This window comes from Streptomyces sp. ISL-94 (assembly GCF_018614075.1).
Lineage (GTDB): Bacteria > Actinomycetota > Actinomycetes > Streptomycetales > Streptomycetaceae > Streptomyces.
Genome location: NZ_JAGGOZ010000016.1, coordinates 83,605 through 107,009, shown reverse-complemented (window position 1 = coordinate 107,009; position 23,405 = coordinate 83,605). Strand labels below are relative to the sequence as shown.

Here is a 23,405-nt window from a genome sequence, read left to right as displayed (position 1 = left end):
TCGCTTCACTCCGACGCAAAGGCCTGACTCCCCCTATTGACTTCAGAAGGTGAAGTCATAAGCTCTGCTTTGGCGTGTCCGACGTTCAGGTGGTGGTGAGCAGTTTGCTGTGCGCCACTGGAGGAACACGCGCACAGATGCACACCCCCACACCGCCCGCCGTCGACGCCGGGCCCAGGAGCGCACCTTGACCAGCACAGCGAACGCACCCGCGTCAGGCAGGGGCCGGGTGGCGCAGCCCGACCATCTCGGGCACGTCATCTTCATCACCGCGGCCGCGGCCATGGGCGGTTTCCTCTTCGGCTACGACAGCTCCGTCATCAACGGCGCCGTCGAAGCCATCCGCGACCGGTTCGGCATCGGATCCGGGGCACTCGCCCAGGTGATCGCCGCCGCGCTGATCGGCTGCGCCTTCGGCGCCGCCACTGCCGGCCGCATAGCCGACCGGATCGGCCGCATCCGCTGCATGCAGATCGCCGCCGTCCTCTTCACGGCGAGCGCCATCGGCTCGGCCCTGCCCTTCGCCCTCTGGGACCTGGCCGCCTGGCGCGTGATCGGCGGCTTCGGCATCGGCATGGCCTCCGTCATCGGCCCCGCCTACATCGCCGAGGTGTCCCCGGCCGCCTACCGCGGCCGCCTGGCCTCCTTCCAGCAGGCCGCCATCGTCATCGGCATCGCCATCTCCCAGCTCGTCAACTGGGGCATCCTGAACCTCGCCGACGGCGACCAGCGCGGCAAGCTCGCCGGCTTCGAGGCCTGGCAGTGGATGCTCGGCGTCATGGTCGTCCCCGCCGTGCTCTACGGGCTGATGTCCTTCGTCATCCCGGAGTCCCCGCGCTTCCTGATCTCCGTCGGCCGCACCGAGCAGGCCAAGCAGGTGCTGCGCGAGGTCGAGGGCTCGAAGGTCGACCTGGACGCGCGCGTCGCCGAGATCGACCTGGCCATGCGCTCCGAGCACAAGTCCACTTTCCAGGACCTGCTCGGCGGCCGCTTCGCCTTCCTGCCCATCGTCTGGATCGGCATCGGCCTCTCCGTCTTCCAGCAGCTCGTCGGCATCAACGTGATCTTCTACTACAGCTCTTCGCTGTGGCAGTCCGTGGGCATCGACCCGACCAGCTCGTTCCTGTACTCCTTCACCACGTCGATCATCAACATCATCGGCACGGTGATCGCGATGATCTTCGTCGACCGGATCGGCCGCAAGCCGCTCGCGCTCATCGGATCGGCCGGAATGGCGCTCTCCCTCGGCCTCTGCGCCTGGGCGTTCTCGTACAAGACCGGCACCGGCGACAACATCTCCATGCCCGACACCCAGGGCACGGTCGCGCTGATCGCCGCGCACTGCTTCGTGCTCTTCTTCGCCCTGTCCTGGGGCGTGGTGGTCTGGGTGCTGCTCGGCGAGATGTTCCCCAACCGCATCCGGGCCGCGGCCCTCGGCGTCGCCGCCGCGGCCCAGTGGATCGCCAACTGGGTCATCACCGTCTCGTTCCCGAGCCTGTCGGACTGGAACCTGTCCGGCGCGTACGTCATCTACACGGTCTTCGCCGTGCTCTCGATCCCCTTCATCCTCAAGTGGGTGCCGGAGACCAAGGGCAAGGCGCTGGAGGAGATGGGGTAACACTCCCCGCCACCACCCCTTCTCCTCGATACTGCCCCGGCTCAGTCCTTGAGCCGGGGCAGTACCTGTTCGCACAGCAGGTGCAGGCTGCGCCAGCCCTCGTCCAGCGGCATCCCGCCGCACAGCGGGTGCAGCACCAGGTTCCCCGCCTCGCCGGCGCCCCGGGCGTACGCCACCGCCTCGTCCGGGGTGAGGATCCGGTAGACGCCTTCCGCGCGCAGCTCCGCCACCGAGCGCGCGGACGACCGTACGGCGCTGCGGATGTCCTTCGACTGCCAGGACGCGTACATGCCCGCCTCGTGCAGGAAGCGCTCGCCGTGCTCGGCCCAGGTGCGGTCGGGGTCCTCGGATATGTGCAGCAGCGGGGTCTGGGCCGCGGGCATCATGCAGAAGCCCTCCGTGCCGTACTCCGCGAGCTTCGCCTGGTAGTACGCCTCCAGCTCCGGCAGGTGCGCGCTGGGGAAGAAGGGCAGCCCCAGCCGGGCCGCGCGCCGGGCGGCGGCCTCGGAGCTGCCGCCGACCAGGAGCATCGGGTGCGGCCGGGTGAAGGGTCGCGGGGTGACCCGTACGGTCCGGCCGCGGAACTCGAAGGGCTCGCCGGTCCACGCCTTCAGCAGGGTTTCCAGGAGCTCGTCCTGGAGCCTGCCGCGCCGGCCCCACTCCACGCCGTGCTGCTCGTACTCCTCCGGCCGGTAGCCGATGCCCGCGACCGTGACCAGGCGTCCGCCGCTCAGCAGGTCGAGGACGGCGATGTCCTCGGCCACCTTCAACGGGTCGTACAGCGGGCCGATGATCGCCGAGACGGTGACGGCGATCCGGCGGGTGGCGCCGAAGACGGCGGCGGCGAAGGCGAAGGGGGAGGGCAGCCAGTTGTTGCCGGTGCCGTGGTGCTCCTCGGTCTGGACGGTGTCGATCCCGCGGTCGTCCGCGTACCGGGCCATCTCCAGCGCCGCCTTGTAGCGGGCGGAGAGGGATTCGGGGGTGCCGTTCGGGTCGACGAGATTGAACCGGGCCACGGTGATGGGCATGGAGAAGTCCCCCTTCGCCGGAGGTGGTGGGGCGGGCGAAGGGGGACGTTAGCTGACGTGGCGTCAGTTTGACAGGGATCCGGCGAGCTCGCGCTCCTCTGCCGCGGCCGGCTCCGCCGGGGCCGTGCGCGGCAGTACGGCGTACAGCGCGGCCGAGGTGAGGATGCCCGCCGGCCAGCCCGGGCCGTTCTGCCCCATCCAGGCGGAGGCGAGCGGTCCGCCGAACCAGTCCACCGCGGGGAACAGCAGGCCCGCGACGAGGGCGAGGCCCCACGCGGTCATCGCCTGCCAGGCGAAGCCGCCCCGGTACCAGTAGGCACTGGCCCGCGTGGTGTCCGGCAGGGCGGGGCCGTCGTAGGTCGGGTTGCCGCGCTGCCCGAACCCCGCCCGGGACAGGGCCCTGCCGGGGGCGCCGCCGCGCTTTCCGGAGATCGGGATCAGGCCGACGGAGAGGCTTGGTGCCTGTGTGATGACCCAAGAGTCAGGGGCTGTCGCGGCCCACTGTATGAGCTGCGACAGCCCCTGGGCGCTCTGCGCCGCCACGCCCGACACCGGGGTGGTTGTGACTCCGCCCTGAAAGGGCTTCCCGCCGACACGTGGCCGAGCGGCGGACCAGTCCGGCCCGCGGAGGCGCATAGGGCCGCCTGGACAACGGAGTGCCGTGGGCCAGGTCGCGCATACTGGACGGGTTATGGAAATCCTCATCCTTGCTGTAGTCATCGCCCTGGTCGCGGTCGGCGCGATCAGCGGGCTCGTGGTCAGCAGCCGCAAGAAGAAGCAGCTGCCGCCCCCGGCACCGTCGAGCACGCCGACCATCACTGCCCCGCCTGCCGAACCGCAGGTGGGGGAGGACGCCGTAGAGACGGCGGAAGAGCCGCGCCGCACGATCGAGGAGGTCGCGCTCCCGAAGGCCGCGGCTCCCGTCGAGGCGCCTGCGGTAGAGCCCGAGGTTCCGGCCGCGCCCGAGATCGAGGTGCCCGAGCCCACCGCCGGCCGTCTGGTCCGGCTGCGCGCCCGGCTCGCCCGGTCGCAGAACTCCCTCGGCCAGGGCCTGCTCACGCTGCTCTCCCGGGAGCACCTCGACGAGGACACCTGGGAGGAGATCGAGGAGACCCTCCTCGTCGCCGACGTCGGTGTCGTCCCGACCCAGGAGCTGGTCGACCGGCTCCGCGAGCGGGTCAAGGTGCTCGGCACCCGCACCCCGGCGGACCTGCGCGCCCTGCTGAAGGAGGAGCTGCTGACCCTGGTCGGCACCGACTTCGACCGCGTCGTGAAGACCGAGAGCGGCGAGGACACCCCCGGCGTGATCATGGTCGTCGGCGTCAACGGCACCGGCAAGACCACCACCACGGGCAAGCTGGCCCGCGTGCTTGTCGCCGACGGCCGCAGCGTCGTGCTCGGCGCGGCCGACACCTTCCGCGCCGCCGCCGCCGACCAGCTCCAGACCTGGGGCGAGCGCGTCGGCGCCCGTACCGTCCGGGGCCCCGAGGGCGGTGACCCCGCCTCGATCGCCTACGACGCGGTCAAGGAGGGCATCGCCGAGGGCGCCGACGTGGTGCTCATCGACACCGCCGGCCGCCTGCACACCAAGACCGGCCTCATGGACGAGCTCGGCAAGGTCAAGCGCGTCGTGGAGAAGCACGGCCCGCTCGACGAGATCCTGCTGGTCCTGGACGCCACCACCGGGCAGAACGGCCTGGCCCAGGCCCGTGTCTTCGCGGAGGTCGTGGACATCACCGGCATCGTGCTGACCAAGCTCGACGGCACCGCCAAGGGCGGCATCGTCATCGCCGTCCAGCGCGAGCTGGGCGTTCCGGTCAAGCTCATCGGCCTCGGCGAGGGAGCGGACGACCTGGCGCCCTTCGAGCCGGAGGCGTTCGTGGACGCCCTGATCGGCGACTGAGCGCGGACCGGACAGCGCGGATCGTACGGATCCGTGCGAGTGCCCCCGTGTTCCGTCCGGAACACGGGGGCACTCGCACGCGGGGAGTCGGGGCGGGCGGCTACCGGCGGAAGCGGTGGCACAGGTAGGCGAGCGTGCCCAGCAGCAGCCGCGCCTGCGGCGGACCCCCCGCGGAGTCGAGCGCGGGCGGCCGCAGCCAGCAGACCGGTCCGAGCCCGGCCCGGTCGGACGGCGGGGCCGTGACGAAGGCCCCGTGCCCCAGGGCGCGCAGGTCGAGGTGGGCGTCGTCCCAGCCCATCCGGTACAGCAGCTCCGGCAGCTCGGCGGCCGCGCCCGGGGCGACGAAGAACTGCGCCCGGCCGTCCGGGGTCACGATGACCGGCCCGAGCGGCAGGCCCATCCGCTCCAGCCGGACCAGTGCGCGCCGCCCTGCCTCCTCCGAGACCTCGATGACGTCGAAGGAGCGGCCGGCGGGGAGCAGCACCGCCGCGCCGGGGTACTCGCCCCAGGTCTCGGTGGCCTCGTCCAGGGTGGCCCCGGCCTTGACCGTGGGGGCGAAGTCCAGCGGATGCGCGCCGGGGGCGGCGCACCGGGGGTCCCCGCAGGAGCAGTCCCGGGCGGGCGCCGCGGCGCGGGCGCCGGGGACCACGTCCCAGCCCCACAGCCCGGTGTACTCCGCCACCGCCGTGCACTCCGAGGTCCGGCCGCGGCGCCGGACGCCGGAACGGAACTCCCTGGTGCCGCGGCTGCCGCCGGTCGTGAAGCCCATGCCCATGCCCCCTCCAACGGGTCGGACGCGCCGGTGGTTACGACGTCGGCCGGACTCCCCCGGCCACCGCCGGGAGGTTCCCCCGGCTGCGGGCGGTCCGCCGCGGGGGTGTCGTCCGATGCGGCCCGGCGCACTCCTCGCCGCGCGCGCCCCGAGCGCACTCCAGTCCAACCAAAGCCGTTTCACCTCGGTGTCAAGTGAATCGCGCCTGGCGGGTGGCTTGTTCATTCGAAGGGGTGGCGAATGGTGGCGTTTCCGGAATCGGGCTCGCCGGAGGGGTGATCGTAGGATTACTTTCGGTGCACGAACCCCGAAGGCAGGCCCGCCCGTGGGTATGCCGGAGGCAATGTGTGGAGGACCTGTGAAGGTCCGTTGCGGCGCTCGCCGCCCGCGCCAGGGTTTCGTGTGGAAGAGGCTGAGCGGATGGGGGCGTTCCAGTGAGCGGCAACGGCGCAAGCGGAACGATGGACGACTCTGCTGCGCGCAATGAACAGCTGACCTCGTGGTTCGTCCGCAGCGGTTGGTCCAAGGGCGAGCTGGCCCGCCAGGTCAACCGCCGGGCCCGTCAGACGGGCGCCCACCACATCAGCACGGACACCTCCCGGGTGCGCCGCTGGCTCGACGGCGAACAGCCCCGCGAGCCCGTCCCGCGGATCCTCTCCGAACTCTTCTCGGAGCGCTTCGGCTCGGTCGTCGCCATCGAGCAGCTCGGCCTGCGCACCGCCCACCAGACCCCCTCGGTATCCGGCGTCGACCTGCCCTGGGCCGGCCCGCAGACCGTCGAACTGCTCGGCGAGTTCTCCCGCAGCGACCTGATGCTGGCCCGCCGCGGCTTCCTCGGGACCTCGCTCGCCCTCTCCGCCGGCCCCGCCCTCATCGAGCCCATGCAGCGCTGGCTCGTCCCGGTCCCGGCCGCCGACCCGGGACCGCGCCAGACGGGGCTGGCGGGGGCCCTCGGCGGCCACCGCCCGCCCCGGCTCTCCACGCCCGAGCTCGACCTCCTCGACGCCACCACCGTCATGTTCCGCCAGTGGGACGCCCAGTGCGGGGGCGGGCTGCGCCGCAAGGCCGTCGTGGGGCAGCTCCACGAGGTCACCGACCTGCTCCAGGAGAACCACCCGGCGCCGGTCATGAAGCGGCTCTTCAAGGTGGCCGCCGAACTCGCCGAGCTCGCCGGCTGGATGAGCTACGACATCGGCCTGCACCCCACCGCGCAGAAATACTTCGTGCTCGCGCTGCACGCCGCGAAGGAGGGCGGGGACAAGCCGCTGGGCTCGTACATCCTCTCCAGCATGAGCCGCCAGATGATCCACCTGGGCCGCCCCGAGGATGCCCTCGAACTGATCCACCTCGCCCAGTACGGCAGCCGCGACTGCGCCGGCCCGCGCACCCAGGCCATGCTGTATGCGATGGAGGCCCGCGCGTACGCCAACATGGGCCAGCCCAGCCGCTGCAAGCGGGCCGTGCGGATGGCCGAGGACACCTTCGGCGACGTCGGCTTCGGCGGCGAGCCCGAACCCGACTGGATCCGCTTCTTCTCCGAGGCCGAGCTGAACGGGGAGAACTCCCACTCGTACCGCGATCTGGCCTACGTCGCCGGGCGCAGCCCCACCTACGCCTCCCTCGCCGAACCCGTCATGGAGCGGGCCGTCGAGCTCTTCGAGAAGGACCAGGAGCACCAGCGCTCCTACGCCCTCAACCTCATCGGCATGGCCACCGTCCACCTGCTCCAGCGCGAGCCCGAGCAGGCCGCCGTCCTCGTCGACCGGGCCCTCGACGTGGCGGGAAAGGTTCGGTCCGAACGGGTGAACACCCGGCTCCGCAAGACGGTCGACACCGCCGCCCGTGAGTACGGCGACGTCGCCGAGGTGGTCCGGCTCACCGACCACCTCGCCTCCCGCCTCCCCGAAGCCGCGGAGGCCGTCTGACGGCCCACGCGGCCGTCCCCCCAAGGCCCCGGCCGCGGCAGTCACCCCGTGAAGCCCGATCAGGCTCCCCCAGCCAGGACGTCCGGGTACTGCCGCGGCCGGTTTTTCACGAACCCTCGTTCATGGAGGCGTAACACGCACGACCTCTTCGTCACGGGCGCGAAACACCGAGCGGCGCCGCCGGAAACCGGCCTGCGCGAATCTCAAGGCCAATAACCGGCCAGTTCCTTATACCGCCGCTCAGGTTTTCACGATCGCCCGCACGCGAACGTACCGACGACGAGGAGACGCCGATGGCATCAGCCATCACGACCCTCGCGGCAGACGCCCCCACGCTGTCTGCCGCGAACACCGGGTTCATGCTCATCTGCTCCGCCCTGGTCATGCTGATGACCCCGGGCCTCGCCTTCTTCTACGGAGGCATGGTCCGCGTCAAGAGCAGTCTCAACATGCTGATGATGAGCTTCATCAGCCTCGGGATCGTCACGATCCTGTGGGTCCTCTACGGCTTCAGCCTCGCCTTCGGCACCGATTCCGGCTCCCTCATCGGCTGGAACTCCGACTACGTCGGCCTCAGCGGCATCGGCATCACCGAGCTGTGGGACGGCTACACCATCCCGGTCTACGTCTTCGCCGTCTTCCAGCTGATGTTCGCCGTCATCACCCCGGCCCTGATCAGCGGCGCCCTCGCCGACCGGGTGAAGTTCAGCGCCTGGGCCCTCTTCACCGTCCTGTGGGTCACCGTCGTCTACTTCCCCGTCGCCCACTGGGTCTGGGGCGACGGCGGCTGGCTCTTCGAGCTCGGCGTCATCGACTTCGCGGGCGGCACCGCCGTCCACATCAACGCCGGCGCCGCAGCCCTCGGCGTGATCCTGGTCATCGGCAAGCGCGTCGGCTTCAAGAAGGACCCGATGCGCCCGCACAGCCTCCCGCTCGTGATGCTCGGCGCCGGTCTGCTCTGGTTCGGCTGGTTCGGCTTCAACGCGGGCTCCTGGCTCGGCAACGACGACGGCGTCGGCGCGGTCATGTTCGTCAACACCCAGGTCGCCACCGCCGCAGCCATGCTCGCCTGGCTGCTCTACGAGAAGCTGCGCCACGGCTCCTTCACCACCCTGGGCGCCGCCTCCGGCGCGGTCGCCGGCCTCGTCGCCATCACCCCCTCCGGCGGCGCGGTCAGCCCGCTCGGCGCGATCGCCGTCGGCGCCATCGCCGGTGTGCTCTGCGCCATGGCGGTGGGCCTCAAGTACAAGTTCGGCTACGACGACTCCCTCGACGTCGTCGGCGTCCACCTCGTTGGCGGTGTCGCCGGCTCCCTGCTGGTGGGCCTCTTCGCCACCGGCGGGGTCCAGTCCGACGTCGCCGGCCTCTTCTACGGCGGCGGCCTGGAGCAGCTCGGCAAGCAGGCCATCGGAGTCTTCTCCGTCCTCGCCTACTCTCTCGTGGCGTCCGCGCTGCTCGCCTTCCTGCTCGACAAGACGATCGGGATGCGGGTCACCGAGGACGACGAGGTCTCCGGCATCGACCAGGTCGAGCACGCCGAGACGGCCTACGACTTCAGCGGGGCCGGCGGCGGATCCTCCTCCCGGAGCACCGCCCTCCCGACCCCCGCTGCCGCCGCGAGCAAGAAGGTTGACGCATGAAGCTGATCACCGCGATCGTCAAGCCGCACAAGCTGGACGAGATCAAGGAAGCCCTCCAGACCTTCGGAGTCCAGGGGCTCACGGTCACCGAGGCCAGCGGCTACGGCCGCCAGCGCGGCCACACCGAGGTCTACCGCGGCGCCGAGTACACCGTGGACCTCGTACCCAAGATCCGCATCGAGGTGCTGGTCGAGGACGCCGACGCCGAAGAGGTGATCCGGGTCATCGTGAGCTCCGCCGCCACCGGAAAGATCGGCGACGGCAAGGTGTGGAGCGTCCCCGTGGACTCGGTGGTCAGGGTCCGCACCGGCGAGCGCGGCGCTGACGCGCTGTAGGACCTGTCCGGTCGGTCGGGCCGGACAAGCGAGCGGGGCCACAACACGGCGAGCGTGCGCACCAGGGCACGCGAGCCCGGCATGATCGACCGGACAGGTCCTAACTGACGGGAGCTCCTGGGTGACGAGCGTCGAAGAGACCACGGACCACACGGCCGACTCGGGACCCAGCGGATACGCCGCGGCCCGGCTGCGACTCCTCCAGGAGGAGTCGCGGTCCGGGCCGTCGCGGCGTTCCGCCCTGGCCGGGCTGACCGACGCATGGCTGAACTCGCTGTTCACGACCGCGGTCCGGGAGACCGGCGTACGCGGCGCCGCGCTCGTGGCCGTCGGCGGCTACGGGCGGGCCGAGCTCTCCCCGCGCAGCGACCTCGACCTGGTGCTGCTGCACGACGGCAAGGCCGAGCCGCGAGCCCTGAGCGCGCTGGCCGACCGCCTCTGGTACCCGGTGTGGGACCTGGGCCTGGCCCTCGACCACTCGGTACGGACCCCGGGCGAGGCCCGCAAGACCGCCTCCGAGGACCTCAAGGTGCACCTCGGGCTGCTGGACGCCCGGCCGGTCGCGGGGGACGTCGGACTCCTGGCCGGCCTGCGGACCTCCGTGCTCGCGGACTGGCGCAACCAGGCCGCCAAACGGCTCCCGCAGCTGCACCACCTGTGCCGGGAGCGGGCCGAGCGGGCCGGGGAGCTCCGCTTCCTGCTCGAACCCGATCTCAAGGAGGCCCGCGGCGGGCTCCGGGACGCCACCGCGCTGCGGGCGGTGGCGGCGTCCTGGCTGGCCGACGCCCCGCGCGAGGGCCTCGCCGACGCCCGGCGCCGGCTCCTGGACGCGCGGGACGCCCTGCACCTGGTGACCGGCCGGGCCACCGACCGGCTCTCCCTCCAGGAGCAGGACCAGGTCGCCGCGCAGCTCGGGCTGCTCGACGCGGACGCGCTGCTGCGCGAGGTGTACGAGGCCGCGCGGGTCGTCGCGTACGCCGCCGACGTGACCTGGCGGGAGGTCGGACGCGTGCTGCGGGCGCGCGCCGCCCGGCCGCGGCTGCGCGGGCTGCTGGGCACCCGGGGCGCCCCGGCGGCCGAGCGGGCGCCGCTGGCCGAAGGGGTCGTGGAGTCCGACGGCGAGGCCGTACTGGCCCTGGCGGCGCGCCCCGACCGCGATCCGGTGCTCGCGCTCCGGCTCGCCGCGGCGGCCGCGCAGGCGGGTCTTCCCGTATCGCTGCACGCCCTGCGCCGGCTCGCCGTACAGGCCAAACCGCTCCCGGTGCCGTGGCCGGCGGAGGCCCGGGAACAGCTGCTGACGCTGCTGGGGGCGGGGGAGCCCACCGTGCCCGTGTGGGAGGCCCTGGAGGCCGAGGGCCTGATCACCCGGCTGCTGCCCGACTGGGAACGGGTGCGCTGCCGCCCGCAGCGCAATCCCGTCCACACCTGGACGGTGGACCGCCACCTGATCGAGACGGCCGTCCGCGCCTCGGCCCTGACCCGCCGGGTCGGCCGCCCCGACCTGCTGCTGATGGCCGCCCTCCTGCACGACATCGGCAAGGGCTGGCCGGGGGACCACTCGGTGGCCGGCGAGACGATCGCGCGGGACGTCGCGGTCCGGCTCGGCTTCGACGCGCAGGACGTCGCCGTACTGGGCACCCTCGTACGGCACCACCTGCTGCTGATCGACACCGCGACCCGGCGCGACCTGGAGGACCCGGCGACGGTCCGCTCGGTCGCCGAGGCCGTGGGGTCGGTGGGCACGCTGGAGATCCTGCACGCCCTGACCGAGGCGGACGCCCTGGCCACCGGGCCGGCGGCGTGGAGCACCTGGCGGGGATCGCTCGTCGCGGACCTCGTCGGGCGGGTCGCCGCCGTCCTGCGCGGCACGGCCCCGGCGGCGGGGGAGGCGGAGATCCCGACGACGGAACAGGAACGCCTGGCCGTGGAGGCCCTGCGCACCGGGGAGCCGGTGCTCGCGCTGCACACCCGGCAGGAGGAGGACGCCGTCGGCGTGGAACTCGTCGTGGCCGTCCCCGACCAGCCGGGCGTCCTCCCGGCGGTGGCGGGGGTGCTGGCCCTGCACCGCCTCACGGTCCGGGCCGCCGACCTGCGCTCCATGGAACTGCCGGACCGGCTGGGCGAGGTCCTCGTGCTGCGGTGGCGGGTGGCGGCCGAGTACGGCTCGCTGCCGCAGGCGGCGCGGCTGCGGACCGACCTGATCCGGGCGCTGGACGGCTCGCTGGACGTTCCGGCGAAGCTGGCGGACCGCGAGGCGGCCTACCCGCGCCGGCGGGGGGTCGTCCCGCCGCCGCCGCGGGTCGCGGTGGTCCCGGACGTCTCCTCGCTGGCCACGGTCCTGGAGGTGCGGGCGCCCGACGCGGTGGGGTTGCTGCACCGGATCGGGCGGGCGCTGGAGGCGGGGAGCGTACGGGTGCGCAGCGCGCACGTGTCGACGCTGGGTGCCAACGCGGTGGACACGCTGTACGTGACCACCCTGGAGGGCAAGCCGCTGGAGCCCGTGCGGGCGGCGGCTCTGGCCGGATCCGTGCAGGAGGCCTTGGCGTAGCGGGGGCGGCCGCCGCGCGGGGCCGTCCCCCACCCCGCCCCTTCCCGAAAGCGGGCTCCGCCCAGACGCCGTACGTGCGCTTCGCGCCCGTGCCCTCGGACGCAGGGCGGGCTGGGAGGGAAAAGCTGCCCGCAGGGGCGGGACGGCGGCGCGGCCGGATACCCTGGGGAACGACCACCACGCCCCCGACCCGAGGAATCGCGACCACCGTGTTCGATACGCTCTCCGACCGCTTGGCGAATACCTTCAAGGGCCTGCGCGGCAAAGGCCGGCTGTCCGAGGCTGACATCGACTCGGCGGCCCGGGAAATCCGTATCGCGCTCCTTGAGGCCGACGTCGCGCTCCCGGTCGTCCGCTCCTTCATCGCGAACGTCAAGGAGAGGGCCCGCGGCGAGGAGGTCAGCAAGGCGCTGAACCCCGGCCAGCAGGTCCTCAAGATCGTCAACGACGAGCTCGTCACGATCCTCGGCGGCGAGACCCGGCGGCTGCGCTTCGCCAAGACCGCCCCCACCGTGATCATGCTGGCCGGCCTCCAGGGTGCCGGCAAGACCACTCTCGCGGGCAAGCTCGGCCTCTGGCTCAAGGGGCAGGGCCACACCCCGCTCCTCGTCGCGTGCGACCTCCAGCGCCCCAACGCCGTCAACCAGCTCTCCGTCGTCGCCGACCGCGCGGGCGTGGCGTTCTACGGCCCCCAGCCGGGCAACGGCGTCGGCGACCCGGTCCAGGTGGCCAAGGACTCCGTCGAGTACGCGCGCACCAAGCAGTACGACATCGTCATCGTCGACACCGCCGGCCGTCTCGGCATCGACGCCGAGCTGATGCAGCAGGCCGCGGACATCCGCGACGCCGTCAGCCCCGACGAGATCCTCTTCGTCGTCGACGCCATGATCGGTCAGGACGCGGTCAACACCGCGGAGGCCTTCCGCGACGGCGTCGGCTTCGACGGCGTCGTGCTGTCGAAGCTCGACGGCGACGCCCGCGGTGGTGCCGCGCTCTCCATCGCGCACGTCACCGGCAAGCAGGTCATGTTCGCCTCGAACGGCGAGAAGCTCGACGAGTTCGACGCCTTCCACCCGGACCGCATGGCGGGCCGGATCCTCGACATGGGGGACATGCTCACCCTCATCGAGCAGGCCGAGAAGACCTTCTCGCAGGCCGAGGCCGAGAAGATGGCGGCCAAGCTCGCCAAGGGCCCCAAGGAGTTCACGCTCGACGACTTCCTGGCCCAGATGGAGCAGGTCCGCAAGATGGGCTCCATCTCCAAGCTCCTCGGCATGCTCCCCGGCATGGGGCAGATCAAGGACCAGATCAACAACATCGACGAGCGCGACGTGGACCGCATGGCCGCGATCATCAAGTCGATGACCCCGGCCGAGCGCCAGGATCCGACGATCATCAACGGCTCGCGCCGTGCCCGTGTCGCCAAGGGCTCCGGCAACGAGGTCAGCGCCGTCAAGTCGCTCGTCGAGCGGTTCTTCGAAGCCCGCAAGATGATGTCCCGCATGGCCCAGGGCGGCGGGATGCCGGGCATGCCCGGCATCCCCGGGATGGGCGGCGGCCCCGGCCGGCAGAAGAAGCAGGTCAAGCAGGCCAAGGGCAAGCGCAAGAGCGGCAACCCGATGAAGCGCAGGGAAGAGGAGGCCGCAGCCGCGGCCCGCCGCGAGCAGGGCCCGCAGGCGATCGAGCCCGCGGCCGGCGCCAACCCGTTCGGCCTTCCGGCCGGCGGCGGCCAGCCGGGCCAGGAATTCGACCTTCCGGACGAGTTCAAGAAGTTCATGAAGTAGTACCGCGCAGGCAGGCAGCGGAGGGCCCCGGTCGTGTGTTCACGGCCGGGGCCCTCCATATTCTGCGGGGCAATGGGTGGATTTGTCGCTTATCGTCGGCCGGGAGGACGGCAATAGGAGGCGCCCCGTGCCCAGCCCCACCCCCGTACCGCCCCGCGACCGGGCCGACACGCCCTGGCGCTCCGAGGGCGCGCCGCCCACCACTCCGCCGAAGAAGCGGATGCCGGGCGGCTGGCGGTGGCTGATCCTCACCGCGCTGATCGTGTACCTGATCACCAACCTGGTGCTGTCCTTCTTCAACGAGGGCGACGAGCCGACGATCTCGTACACCGAGTTCAGCCAGCAGGTCTCCGGCGGCAACGTCTCGAAGATCTACTCCAAGGGCGACGCCATCCAGGGCCAGCTGAAGGCCAAGCAGCCGGTGCCCGACGGCGGCAAGGGCGACTACACCAAGTTCGTCACGCAGCGCCCCGCCTTCGCCGACGACGACCTCTGGGCCAACCTCACCAAGCAGAACGTGAACGTGACCGCCTCCCCGGTGGTCGAGCAGCGCAGCTTCCTGGCCAACCTGCTGCTGTCCCTCGCCCCGATGCTGCTCTTGGTCCTGCTGTGGGTCTTCATCGCCCGCCGGATGGGCGCGGCCATGGGCGGCGGCCTCGGCGGACTCGGCCGCAAGGCGCCGCCCAAGCCGGTGGAGCTGGAGGAGGGCGCCAAGCGCACCACCTTCGAGGACGTGGCGGGCATCGACGAGGTCGAGGGCGAGCTCAACGACGTCGTCGACTTCCTCAAGAACCCGCAGGCCTACCGCAAGCTCGGCGCCCGGATGCCCGGCGGCGTGCTCCTCTCCGGCCCGCCCGGCACCGGCAAGACCCTGCTCGCGCGGGCGGTCGCCGGCGAGGCCGGGGTGCCGTTCTTCTCCGCCTCCGCCTCCGAGTTCATCGAGATGATCGTCGGCGTCGGCGCCTCACGGGTGCGCGAACTGTTCACCGAGGCGCGCAAAGTGGCCCCCGCGATCATCTTCATCGACGAGATCGACACCATCGGGCGGGTGCGGGGCGGCGGCGCGGCCATGGGCGGCCACGACGAACGCGAACAGACCCTGAACCAGATCCTCACCGAGATGGACGGCTTCTCCGGCTCGGAGGGTGTGGTCGTCCTCGCCGCCACCAACCGCGCCGACGTCCTGGACCCCGCCCTGACCCGGCCCGGCCGCTTCGACCGCACGGTGACCGTCTCCCCGCCCGACCGCGGCGGCCGCGAGGCCATCCTGCGCATCCACACCCGGGACATCCCGCTCGCCCCGAGCGTCGACCTCGCCCAGGTGGCCCGTACCACCCCCGGAATGACCGGCGCCGAACTGGCCAACCTGGCCAACGAGGCCGCGCTGCTGGCCGTCAAACGCCGCCAGGACGAGGTCACCCAGTCCGACCTGTCCGACGCCCTGGAGAAGGTCCAGCTCGGCGCCGAGCGGTCCCTGGTCATGCCCCTGGAGGAGCGCCGCCGCACCGCGTACCACGAGAGCGGCCACGCCCTCCTGGGCATGCTCCAGCCGGGCGCCGACCCGGTCCGCAAGATCACGATCGTGCCCCGCGGCCGCGCCCTCGGCGTCACCCTCTCGACCCCGGACGCCGACCGGTACGCGTACACCGAGCAGTACCTGCGCGGCCGCATCATCGGGGCGCTCGGGGGCATGGCCGCCGAGCACGTCGTCTACGACGTCATCACCACGGGCGCGGAGAACGACCTCGAACAGGTCACCAACATCGTCCGGGGCATGGTCGGCCGCTGGGGCATGAGCGAGCGCGTCGGCAAGCTCACGGCCATCCCGTCCGACGGTGGCGGCCCCTACGGCCTGTCCGCCGCCCCCACCACCCTCGACACGGTGGACCACGAGATGCGGCGGATCGTCGACGAGTGCTACGTGGAGGCCTGCCACCTCCTGCGCGAACACCGGCCGAAACTGGACTCCCTCGCCGAGGCCCTGCTCGCCAACGAGACCCTGGACGAACCGGCCGCGTACGCCGCGGCCGGAATCACCCGCCTGGCGAAGAGCCACGACACGGCCTGACCGGGACCGGTCAGGCCACCCGGGCGATCACATACCGGAAGATGTTCGGCAGCCATACGGCCCCGTCGGGCCGCTCGTACGGGTGAAGGGCCTCGGCCAGCTCCTTCTCCGCGAGCGCGGGGTCCGCGACGCCGTCGTAGAGGCGGGTCGACAGCAGCCCGCGTACGGCGCTGTCCGCATCCGCGTACCCGAACGGGCAGAACACCCGCCCCGAGCCGTCCGGCCGCAGCCCCGCCCGCTCCACCAGCGCGTCCAGGTCCCGGGGCGCGGGCCCGCCGCCCAGCACCGAGGGCACCGTGCAGCGCTCCGCCGGACCCCAGTCGGCCAGCACCACGGCCCCGCCCCGCCGGACCGCGGGCAGCGCCGCGGCCAAGGCCGCCGGGGCCGGTGAGAAGGCCAGCAAGGCGTCGTACGGGCGGTTCCCCAGCGGCGCTGCGGGCGGCGCCGCCAGCACCTCCAGGAGGCGCTCCCGGGCCAGCGCGCGCCGCGCCGGATCCGCCTCCACACCCGTGGCCACGGCACCCCGCCCGGCCGCGAGCAGCAGGGCCAGCCCGGCCCCGCAGTCGAGGCCGAGCAGCCGGTCACCCGGCCCGACCTCCAGCCGGTCGTACACCGCCTCGTACAGCGGTACCAGCATCCGTTCCTGGATCTCGGCCCAGTCCCGGGCGACGAGCGTGGCCGTCGGCATCGGTGTCATCGAAAGAGCGCTCCTGATTCCGTGTCGCCCCCTTGCCCCCGTTGCCAGGGAACTCCCCATTCGCGCCCGCGTCCAGAGGAGCGAGCCACCCGATTCACGCTCGGCGCGCACGGCGCCGTACCATTCGCGCCATGGCAAAGGCACCCGTTCTCACCCCGCAGGCGGAGGATTTCCCCCGCTGGTACCAGGATCTGATCAACAAGGCCGAGCTGGCCGACAACGGTCCGGTCCGCGGCACCATGGTCATCCGACCGTACGGCTACGGTCTGTGGGAGCGGATGCAGCAGGAGATGGACGCGCGGATCAAGGACGCGGGCGCCCAGAACGCGTACTTCCCGCTGTTCATCCCCCAGTCGTACCTGACGAAGGAAGCGGAGCACGTCGAGGGCTTCGCCCCCGAGCTCGCGGTCGTCACGCACGGCGGCGGCAAGGAGCTGGACGAGCCGGTCGTCGTCCGGCCCACCTCCGAGACGATCATCAACGACTACTTCTCCAAGTGGGTCCAGAGCTACCGCGACCTGCCCCTGCTGATCAACCAGTGGGCCAACGTGGTCCGCTGGGAGATGCGCCCGCGCGTGTTCCTCCGTACGAGCGAGTTCCTCTGGCAGGAGGGCCACACCGCCCACACCTCGTACGAGGACGCCCGCGACTACGCTGCCCGGATCCACCGCGACGTCTACGGCGACTTCATGACGAACGTGCTCGGCATCGACGTCGTGCTCGGCCGCAAGACCGCCAAGGAGCGCTTCGCCGGCGCCATCAACACCCTCACCCTCGAGGGCATGATGGGCGACGGCAAGGCCCTCCAGCTGGGCACCAGCCACGAGCTCGGCACCAACTTCGCCAAGGCCTTCAACACGCAGTACCTGTCGAAGGAAGGCAAGCAGGAGCTCGTCTGGCAGACCTCGTGGGGCGTCTCGACCCGCATGGTCGGCGGCCTGATCATGTCCCACGGCGACGACAACGGCCTGCGCGTCCCGCCGCGCCTCGCGCACGTCCAGGTCGTCGTCATGGCGATCAAGGGTGACGAGGCGGTCGCCAAGGTCCGCGAGCTGGGCGCCCGGTTGAAGGCCGCCGGCATCCGCGTGTTCGTCGACGACCGTGTCGACACCCCCTTCGGCCGCCGCGCCGTGGACTGGGAGCTCAAGGGCGTACCGGTCCGCATCGAGATCGGCCCCCGCGACCTGGAGGCCGGCACCGCGATGCTGGCCCGCCGCATCCCGGGCGGCAAGACCCCCGTGCAGATCGACGCGCTCGCCGACCTGCTGCCCAAGGTGCTGGAGGAGGACCAGGCGCAGCTGCTGCGCGAGTCCCGCGAGCGCCGTGAGGCCCGTACGTCCGACGTGGCCACCATCGAGGAGGCCGCCGAGGCCGCCATCGCCGGCGGCTGGGCGCGCATCCCGTGGGCCGACCTCGGCCCGGAGGGCGAGGCCAAGCTGGCCGAGCAGGCCGTCTCGGTGCGCTGCCTGATCGCCGCCGACGGGTCGGTTCCCGAGGCGGACGACGCCCCGGGCAACCTCGCGATCGTCGCGCGCTCGTACTAGGCCCGTACTTCGCAGGTCACCCGTTAGGAACGCCTCAACTCAAGATCGTTGGCCGATCTCGGCCGCGTTGGCCCAGCCGTGACAGACCGCACGGCGTCAACTATCCGATGGCGACCGATCGCGACCGGTTGATCTTCACGATCGGGTGACCTGCGAAGTCCGGGACTAGGACGCCCTCACGCCCCGGCGGCGCGGCCCGTGCCGCGCCACCGGGGCCGGGGCGTCGCTGGTCCTCGTTACGTACGGACTCCTCCTGACATGGACGCACTCGTCCTCGTCAGGACGCATGAGACTGAACTGACTGGTACGGGCAAAAAAATTGGAATGGCCCGGAATCGGAACACCGGGGCACCCCGGCTCGTTGTCACGACGTGAGCACGACACCACCTGTCCTCGCCGCAGAGCTGGCGCAGGCGTGGGCCGACATTCAGCGGCACCACCCCGAGCTGCCTGACCTTGCCGCCCCCGAGTCCCTGATCGGAGAGTCCTCGTCCGCCTGTGGCGCCGAGCTCTCCTTCGAGCGACTGCTGCACGAGGCAGTCCACGGAATCGCCGCCGCCCGCGGGGTCCGAGACACCTCGCGCGCCGGCCGCTACCACAACCGCAGATTCCTGGCCATCGCCGAGGAGATGGGGCTGGACCACTCCGAAGAGCCGCACGCCAGCAGCGGCTTCTCGCTGGTCACGCTCAACCCCGAGGCGAAGCGGCGCTACCGCCCCACCATGGAGCGGCTCCAGCGGGCCCTGAAGGCGCACACGGCCGCCACGGCCGCCGACACCAAGCGCAGCTTCCGCGGACCGGCCGCCCGGCACGGGTCCTCCGGCGGCGGCGTGCGGGTCAAGGCGGTCTGCGACTGCGGGCGCAACGTACGGGTGGTCCCCTCCGTGCTCGCCCAGGCGCCGATCGTGTGCGGCGGCTGCATGAAGCCGTTCCGCATCCCGGAGGTCGCGCTCACGGCCGCAGCGTCCTGATGCGGCGGGCGCCGAGGAGCCCGGGGCCCCGGCGCGGCTGAGCGCGCCGCGGGGGTATGGCACAATGAACAGCTGTACTCGACAGTCGCATAGGACCCCTCTCTCCTCCGGCTGACGCGTCCATCGGGCACCCGAGTACCGCAACCCCACGTGGCATCTCATGTGCCCAACCACGTCAAGTTCAGGAGACACCACTCCAGTGGCAGTCAAGATCAAGCTCAAGCGCCTCGGCAAGATTCGCCAGCCGCACTACCGCATCGTCGTCGCCGACGCCCGCACCCGCCGGGATGGTCGCGCGATCGAGGAGATCGGTATCTACCACCCGACCTACAACCCGTCGCGCATCGAGGTCAACGCCGAGCGTGCGCAGTACTGGCTGTCCGTCGGCGCCCAGCCCACCGAGGCTGTGCTCGCCATCCTGAAGCTGACCGGTGACTGGCAGGCCCACAAGGGCCTCCCCGCCCCCGCGCCGCTGCTGCAGCCGGCGACGAAGGAAGACAAGCGTCGTACCTTCGACGAGTTCGCCAAGACCCTGGAGGGTGGCGACGCCAAGGGCGAGGCCATCACCCAGAAGGCGAAGAAGGCCGACAAGAAGGCGGACGAGGCTGAGGCCGCCGCCGAGTCGACCGAGGCCTGATCATGCTCGAGGAGGCTCTTGAGCACCTCGTAAAGGGCATTGTGGACAACCCCGACGATGTGCAGGTCGCCTCGCGCAACTTGCGCCGCGGACAGGTGCTCGAGGTCAGGGTTCACCCCGACGACCTCGGCAAGGTGATCGGCCGCAACGGCCGCACCGCGCGTGCTCTGCGTACCGTCGTGGGCGCCATCGGCGGCCGGGGGATCCGCGTCGACCTCGTCGACGTGGACCAGGTCCGCTGAAAAGTTGAAACACCGGCACGGGCCGGGGAGGGCATATGTGCCCGCCCCGGCCCGTCGTCGTCTGAACAGGAGAGATGAGAGTGCAGCTGGTAGTCGCGCGGATCGGCCGCGCCCACGGGATCAAGGGTGAGGTCACGGTCGAGGTGCGGACGGACGAGCCGGAGCTGCGGCTCGCGCCCGGATCCGTGCTCCGGACCGAACCCGCCTCGGCAGGTCCGCTGACCATCGAGACGGGCCGGGTGCACAGCGGAAGGCTGCTGCTCCGCTTCGCGGGCGTCAAGGACCGCACCGGCGCCGAGGCGCTGCGCAACATCCTGCTGATCGCCGAGGTGGACCCGGCGGAGCTGCCGGAGGAGCCCGACGAGTACTACGACCACCAGCTGATGGACCTGGACGTGGTGCTGGAGGACGGTACCGAGATCGGCCGGATCACCGAGATCTCCCACCTGCCCTCGCAGGACCTCTTCATCGTCGAGCGGCCGGACGGCTCCGAGGTGATGATCCCCTTCGTGGAGGAGATCGTCGCCGAGATCGACCTGGAGGAGCAGCGCTGTGTCATCACCCCGCCGCCCGGGCTGATCGACGAGCGCGAGGCCATCGTCGACTCGACCCGCGAGGAGGACGCCGAGGACGCCGAGGACGCCGAGGACAGCAAGGACTCCCAGGGCTCCCGGGACTCCCAGGGCCCCGGGGACGACGCCTGATGCGTCTCGACGTCGTCACGATCTTCCCCGAGTACCTGGAGCCGCTGAACGTCTCCCTCGTCGGCAAGGCCCGCGCCCGCGGCCGGCTCGACGTACACGTCCACGACCTGCGGGACTGGACGTACGACCGGCACAACACGGTCGACGACACCCCGTACGGCGGCGGTCCCGGCATGGTCATGAAGACCGAGCCGTGGGGCGAGGCCCTCGACGAGGCGCTGGCCGACGGCTACGAGGCGGGCGCGCACGGGCCCGTCCTGGTGGTCCCCACGCCCAGCGGCCGCCCCTTCACCCAGGAGCTGGCCGTCGAGCTCTCCGAGCGGCCCTGGCTGATCTTCACGCCGGCCCGCTACGAGGGCATCGACCGCCGCGTCGCGGACGAGTACGCCACGCGCATGCCGGTGTACGAGGTCTCCATCGGCGACTACGTGCTGGCGGGCGGCGAGGCGGCCGTCCTGGTGGTCACCGAGGCCGTGGCGCGGCTGCTGCCGGGGGTGCTCGGCAACGCCGAATCCCACCGGGACGACTCCTTCGCGCCCGGCGAGATGGCGAACCTGCTGGAGGGGCCCATCTACACCAAGCCCCCCGTGTGGCGCGGCCGGGACATCCCCGAGGTGCTGCTCAGCGGGCACCACGGCAAGATCGCCCGCTGGCGCCGGGACGAGGCCTTCCGCCGCACCGCGCAGAACCGTCCGGACCTGATCGAGCGCTGCGATGCCGCCGCCTTCGACAAGAAGGACCGGGAGATCCTCTCCATCCTCGGCTGGCAGCCGTCCCCCGACGGCCGATTTTGGCGCAGGCCGCAGGCCGTGGAAGAATAGGCGGCTGCTGTGTGCTCGTGGACGCCCCTGCCACAGGGGGACCGTCGTCCGCAGGGTGGCACGGCTCCCGAATTCTCTCCGGATACCCGCACTGGCGACCTGTGGCGTCATGCGAAGAAAGCAGACGAAGAACATGTCTCACCTGCTCGATGGCGTCAACGCCGCCGCGCTCCGCTCGGACGTCCCGGCCTTCCGCCCGGGTGACACGATCAACGTGCACGTCCGCGTGATCGAGGGCAACCGCTCCCGTATCCAGCAGTTCAAGGGCGTAGTCATCCGCCGCCAGGGCGCCGGTGTCTCCGAGACCTTCACGGTCCGCAAGGTCTCCTTCAGCGTCGGCGTGGAGCGTACCTTCCCGGTCCACTCCCCGATCTTCGAGAAGATCGAGCTCGTCACCCGCGGTGACGTGCGCCGCGCCAAGCTGTACTACCTCCGTGAGCTCCGCGGCAAGGCCGCGAAGATCAAGGAGAAGCGCGACAACTGAGGTCCCCTTCGGGGTCCCGGGCCGGCCGGATAGGCTCGCCCCCGATGGACACCGAAGCACCTCACACGGAACGCGGCCACTCTTCCCCCCGCGAGGGGGAGGGGCGGTCGCGTTTCGCGTTTTCAGGGGTCGGGCCGCGGCTGACCCTGCGGCGGGCGGGACTGCTCGGCGTGGTCCTCACCGTCTTCGTGCTGCTGTTCAGCCATTTCGCGGTCCAGCCCTTCCTGATCCCCAGCCGCTCGATGGAGCCGACGCTCCAGGTCGGGGACCGGGTGCTGGTCAACAAGCTGGCGTACCGTTTCGGCGATCCGCCGCGCCGCGGAGACCTGGTGGTCTTCGACGGCACGGGATCCTTCGTACGGGAACGGCCCGACGGCAATCCCATCGGTACGGTCCTGCACGGCGCGGCCTCGGCGCTCGGACTCGCGGAGCCCTCCGACACCGACTTCGTGAAGCGGGTCGTGGGCGTCGGCGGTGACGACGTGGTGTGCTGCGACGCCGGCGGCCGGGTGGAGGTCAACGGGGTTCCGCTGGAGGAGCCGTACCTGTACCCCGGCGACGCTCCCTCGAAGGTGCCCTTCCGGATCGTCGTACCCCTTGGGACCCTGTGGGTGATGGGTGATCATCGTGCCCATTCCCGGGACTCCCGGGACCACCTCGGGGAACCGGGCGGGGGGATGGTGCCGGTGGAAAAGGTGATCGGGCGGGTCGACTGGATCGGCTGGCCGGTCTCGCGCTGGGGCGTCGTCGGCGGCGCTGATGGGTAGCCGGGGGCGGCCGCGGCGCGAGCGGGAGCCCGAGCCGGAGCCGGAGCCGGAGCCGGAGCCGGAACCAGGCCCGGTGGTCGAGGGCGGCCGGGCCGAGCGGCGCCGGCTGGCCCGCAGGGTGCGCAGGCGCCGCCGCACGCGCCGCGCGGGCGAGCTGCCGCTGCTGGTGGCAGTGGCCCTGTGCATCGCCCTGCTCCTCAAGACCTTCCTGGTGCAGGCCTTCTTCATCCCGTCGGGCTCCATGGAGCAGACCATCCGGATCGGCGACCGGGTCCTGGTGGACAAGCTGACCCCGTGGTTCGGCTCCGAGATCGAGCGCGGCGACATCGTCGTCTTCAAGGACCCCGGCGGCTGGCTCAAGGGCGAGGCGGCCCGGCCCGCCCCCGATCCGGTCGGCGTGAAGCAGATCAAGCAGGCCCTGACCTTCATCGGCCTGCTGCCCTCGGCCGACGAGCAGGACCTGATCAAGCGGGTCATCGGGATCGGCGGGGACACCGTCAAGTGCTGCGACGCCAGGGGCCGGGTCTCGGTCAACGGCTCGCCGCTCGATGAGCCGTACGTGAACGCGGGCAACGCTCCGTCGGAGATCCGCTTCGAGGTGGAGGTGCCGGCGGGCCGGCTCTTCGTGATGGGCGACCACCGGGCGAACTCGTCCGATTCCCGTTACCACCTCGACGAGGCCTTCGAAGGCACCATCGACGAGAACGGGGTCGTGGGCGAGGCCGTTGTGATCGCATGGCCGTATGACCACTGGCGCCGGCTGGAACAGCCCGCGACCTTCCGGATGGTGCCGGACCAGGCGCGGCGCGGGGGACGCGCCCGTCGGCGGCGCCGTCGGGGCGCGCCGTTCGCATAGTGTGTCCTGGGTCTCCCGAGCCCTAGGGAACTCCCGCTCGTTAGGGGAGGGGAGGGCCCGT

Annotated in this window: 21 protein-coding genes; 17 read left to right on the top strand and 4 right to left on the bottom strand. The window is 71.6% G+C overall.

The features are described 5' to 3' along the window. Nucleotides 1-187 precede the first annotated feature (187 nt). Nucleotides 188-1,618 carry a sugar porter family MFS transporter gene (locus J7E94_RS06085; protein ID WP_215013010.1) on the top strand — a complete coding sequence of 477 codons (1,431 nt, stop codon included), beginning with the start codon at nucleotides 188-190 and terminating at the stop codon, nucleotides 1,616-1,618. Between the two features lie 41 nt (nucleotides 1,619-1,659). Here J7E94_RS06085 and J7E94_RS06080 read toward each other — a convergent pair whose 3' ends face one another. After that, nucleotides 1,660-2,646 (bottom strand): LLM class flavin-dependent oxidoreductase, encoded by a 987-nt coding sequence (locus J7E94_RS06080; RefSeq protein ID WP_215013008.1) that lies wholly within the window; start codon nucleotides 2,644-2,646, stop codon nucleotides 1,660-1,662. Between the two features lie 63 nt (nucleotides 2,647-2,709). After that, on the bottom strand, nucleotides 2,710-3,189 hold the full coding sequence (locus J7E94_RS35885) for a hypothetical protein (RefSeq protein ID WP_374224397.1): 480 nt from the start codon (nucleotides 3,187-3,189) through the stop codon (nucleotides 2,710-2,712). A gap of 148 nt (nucleotides 3,190-3,337) precedes the next feature. Here J7E94_RS35885 and ftsY point away from each other — a divergent pair, with 148 nt between their 5' ends. Continuing rightward, nucleotides 3,338-4,549, top strand: coding sequence for a signal recognition particle-docking protein FtsY (ftsY, locus tag J7E94_RS06070; RefSeq protein WP_215013006.1), 1,212 nt, complete (start codon nucleotides 3,338-3,340; stop codon nucleotides 4,547-4,549). Nucleotides 4,550-4,649: 100 nt separating this feature from the next. Here ftsY and J7E94_RS06065 read toward each other — a convergent pair whose 3' ends face one another. Next, nucleotides 4,650-5,318, bottom strand: a complete 669-nt coding sequence (locus J7E94_RS06065) for a bifunctional DNA primase/polymerase (RefSeq protein WP_215013004.1) — start codon at nucleotides 5,316-5,318, stop codon at nucleotides 4,650-4,652. 464 nt (nucleotides 5,319-5,782) lie between these two features. Between J7E94_RS06065 and J7E94_RS06060 the strand changes: the two genes are divergently transcribed. From J7E94_RS06060 to ftsH, 6 genes are all read left to right on the top strand, one after another. Beyond that, nucleotides 5,783-7,246 (top strand): hypothetical protein, encoded by a 1,464-nt coding sequence (locus J7E94_RS06060; RefSeq protein WP_215013001.1) that lies wholly within the window; start codon nucleotides 5,783-5,785, stop codon nucleotides 7,244-7,246. A 293-nt stretch (nucleotides 7,247-7,539) separates the two neighbouring features. After that, nucleotides 7,540-8,886 (top strand): ammonium transporter, encoded by a 1,347-nt coding sequence (locus tag J7E94_RS06055; RefSeq protein ID WP_215012999.1) that lies wholly within the window; start codon nucleotides 7,540-7,542, stop codon nucleotides 8,884-8,886. Next, on the top strand, nucleotides 8,883-9,221 hold the full coding sequence (locus tag J7E94_RS06050) for a P-II family nitrogen regulator (RefSeq protein ID WP_215012997.1): 339 nt from the start codon (nucleotides 8,883-8,885) through the stop codon (nucleotides 9,219-9,221). Before J7E94_RS06055 ends, J7E94_RS06050 begins: the two co-directional genes overlap by 4 nt. A gap of 121 nt (nucleotides 9,222-9,342) precedes the next feature. After that, a complete protein-coding gene (locus tag J7E94_RS06045; protein WP_215012995.1) occupies nucleotides 9,343-11,769 on the top strand; it encodes a [protein-PII] uridylyltransferase in 2,427 nt (808 codons plus the stop codon). A gap of 209 nt (nucleotides 11,770-11,978) precedes the next feature. Further along, nucleotides 11,979-13,553 (top strand): signal recognition particle protein, encoded by a 1,575-nt coding sequence (ffh, locus tag J7E94_RS06040; RefSeq protein ID WP_215012993.1) that lies wholly within the window; start codon nucleotides 11,979-11,981, stop codon nucleotides 13,551-13,553. Nucleotides 13,554-13,680: 127 nt separating this feature from the next. Then, nucleotides 13,681-15,621, top strand: coding sequence for an ATP-dependent zinc metalloprotease FtsH (gene ftsH / locus J7E94_RS06035; RefSeq protein ID WP_215012991.1), 1,941 nt, complete (start codon nucleotides 13,681-13,683; stop codon nucleotides 15,619-15,621). 10 nt (nucleotides 15,622-15,631) lie between these two features. On the opposite strand, the gene J7E94_RS06030 is transcribed toward ftsH, so the two are convergent. Further along, complete coding sequence (locus J7E94_RS06030; protein WP_251056196.1) at nucleotides 15,632-16,318, bottom strand: methyltransferase type 11; 687 nt, start codon at nucleotides 16,316-16,318, stop codon at nucleotides 15,632-15,634. Between the two features lie 131 nt (nucleotides 16,319-16,449). Between J7E94_RS06030 and proS the strand changes: the two genes are divergently transcribed. From proS to lepB (J7E94_RS05985), 9 genes are all read left to right on the top strand, one after another. Then, entirely contained in the window at nucleotides 16,450-17,862 is a 1,413-nt protein-coding gene (gene proS / locus J7E94_RS06025; RefSeq protein ID WP_215012989.1) for a proline--tRNA ligase, read from the top strand. A gap of 371 nt (nucleotides 17,863-18,233) precedes the next feature. Then, nucleotides 18,234-18,833 (top strand): hypothetical protein, encoded by a 600-nt coding sequence (locus J7E94_RS06020; protein ID WP_215012988.1) that lies wholly within the window; start codon nucleotides 18,234-18,236, stop codon nucleotides 18,831-18,833. A gap of 199 nt (nucleotides 18,834-19,032) precedes the next feature. Further along, the gene (gene rpsP, locus J7E94_RS06015; RefSeq protein ID WP_215012987.1) at nucleotides 19,033-19,470 is read left to right on the top strand and encodes a 30S ribosomal protein S16; all 438 of its coding nucleotides are present in this window, start codon (nucleotides 19,033-19,035) and stop codon (nucleotides 19,468-19,470) included. A 2-nt stretch (nucleotides 19,471-19,472) separates the two neighbouring features. Then, the gene (locus J7E94_RS06010) at nucleotides 19,473-19,712 is read left to right on the top strand and encodes an RNA-binding protein (protein WP_007266827.1); all 240 of its coding nucleotides are present in this window, start codon (nucleotides 19,473-19,475) and stop codon (nucleotides 19,710-19,712) included. Between the two features lie 80 nt (nucleotides 19,713-19,792). Next, nucleotides 19,793-20,416 (top strand): ribosome maturation factor RimM, encoded by a 624-nt coding sequence (gene rimM, locus J7E94_RS06005; RefSeq protein WP_215012986.1) that lies wholly within the window; start codon nucleotides 19,793-19,795, stop codon nucleotides 20,414-20,416. Further along, nucleotides 20,416-21,237 carry a tRNA (guanosine(37)-N1)-methyltransferase TrmD gene (trmD, locus tag J7E94_RS06000; protein WP_215012984.1) on the top strand — a complete coding sequence of 274 codons (822 nt, stop codon included), beginning with the start codon at nucleotides 20,416-20,418 and terminating at the stop codon, nucleotides 21,235-21,237. The genes rimM and trmD overlap by 1 nt, the downstream gene beginning before the upstream one ends. Before the next feature lie 133 nt (nucleotides 21,238-21,370). Then, complete coding sequence (gene rplS / locus J7E94_RS05995) at nucleotides 21,371-21,721, top strand: 50S ribosomal protein L19 (RefSeq protein WP_073911044.1); 351 nt, start codon at nucleotides 21,371-21,373, stop codon at nucleotides 21,719-21,721. A 44-nt stretch (nucleotides 21,722-21,765) separates the two neighbouring features. Then, complete coding sequence (gene lepB / locus J7E94_RS05990; protein WP_215012982.1) at nucleotides 21,766-22,488, top strand: signal peptidase I; 723 nt, start codon at nucleotides 21,766-21,768, stop codon at nucleotides 22,486-22,488. Next, on the top strand, nucleotides 22,481-23,344 hold the full coding sequence (gene lepB, locus J7E94_RS05985) for a signal peptidase I (RefSeq protein ID WP_215012980.1): 864 nt from the start codon (nucleotides 22,481-22,483) through the stop codon (nucleotides 23,342-23,344). Before lepB (J7E94_RS05990) ends, lepB (J7E94_RS05985) begins: the two co-directional genes overlap by 8 nt. Nucleotides 23,345-23,405 lie beyond the last annotated feature (61 nt).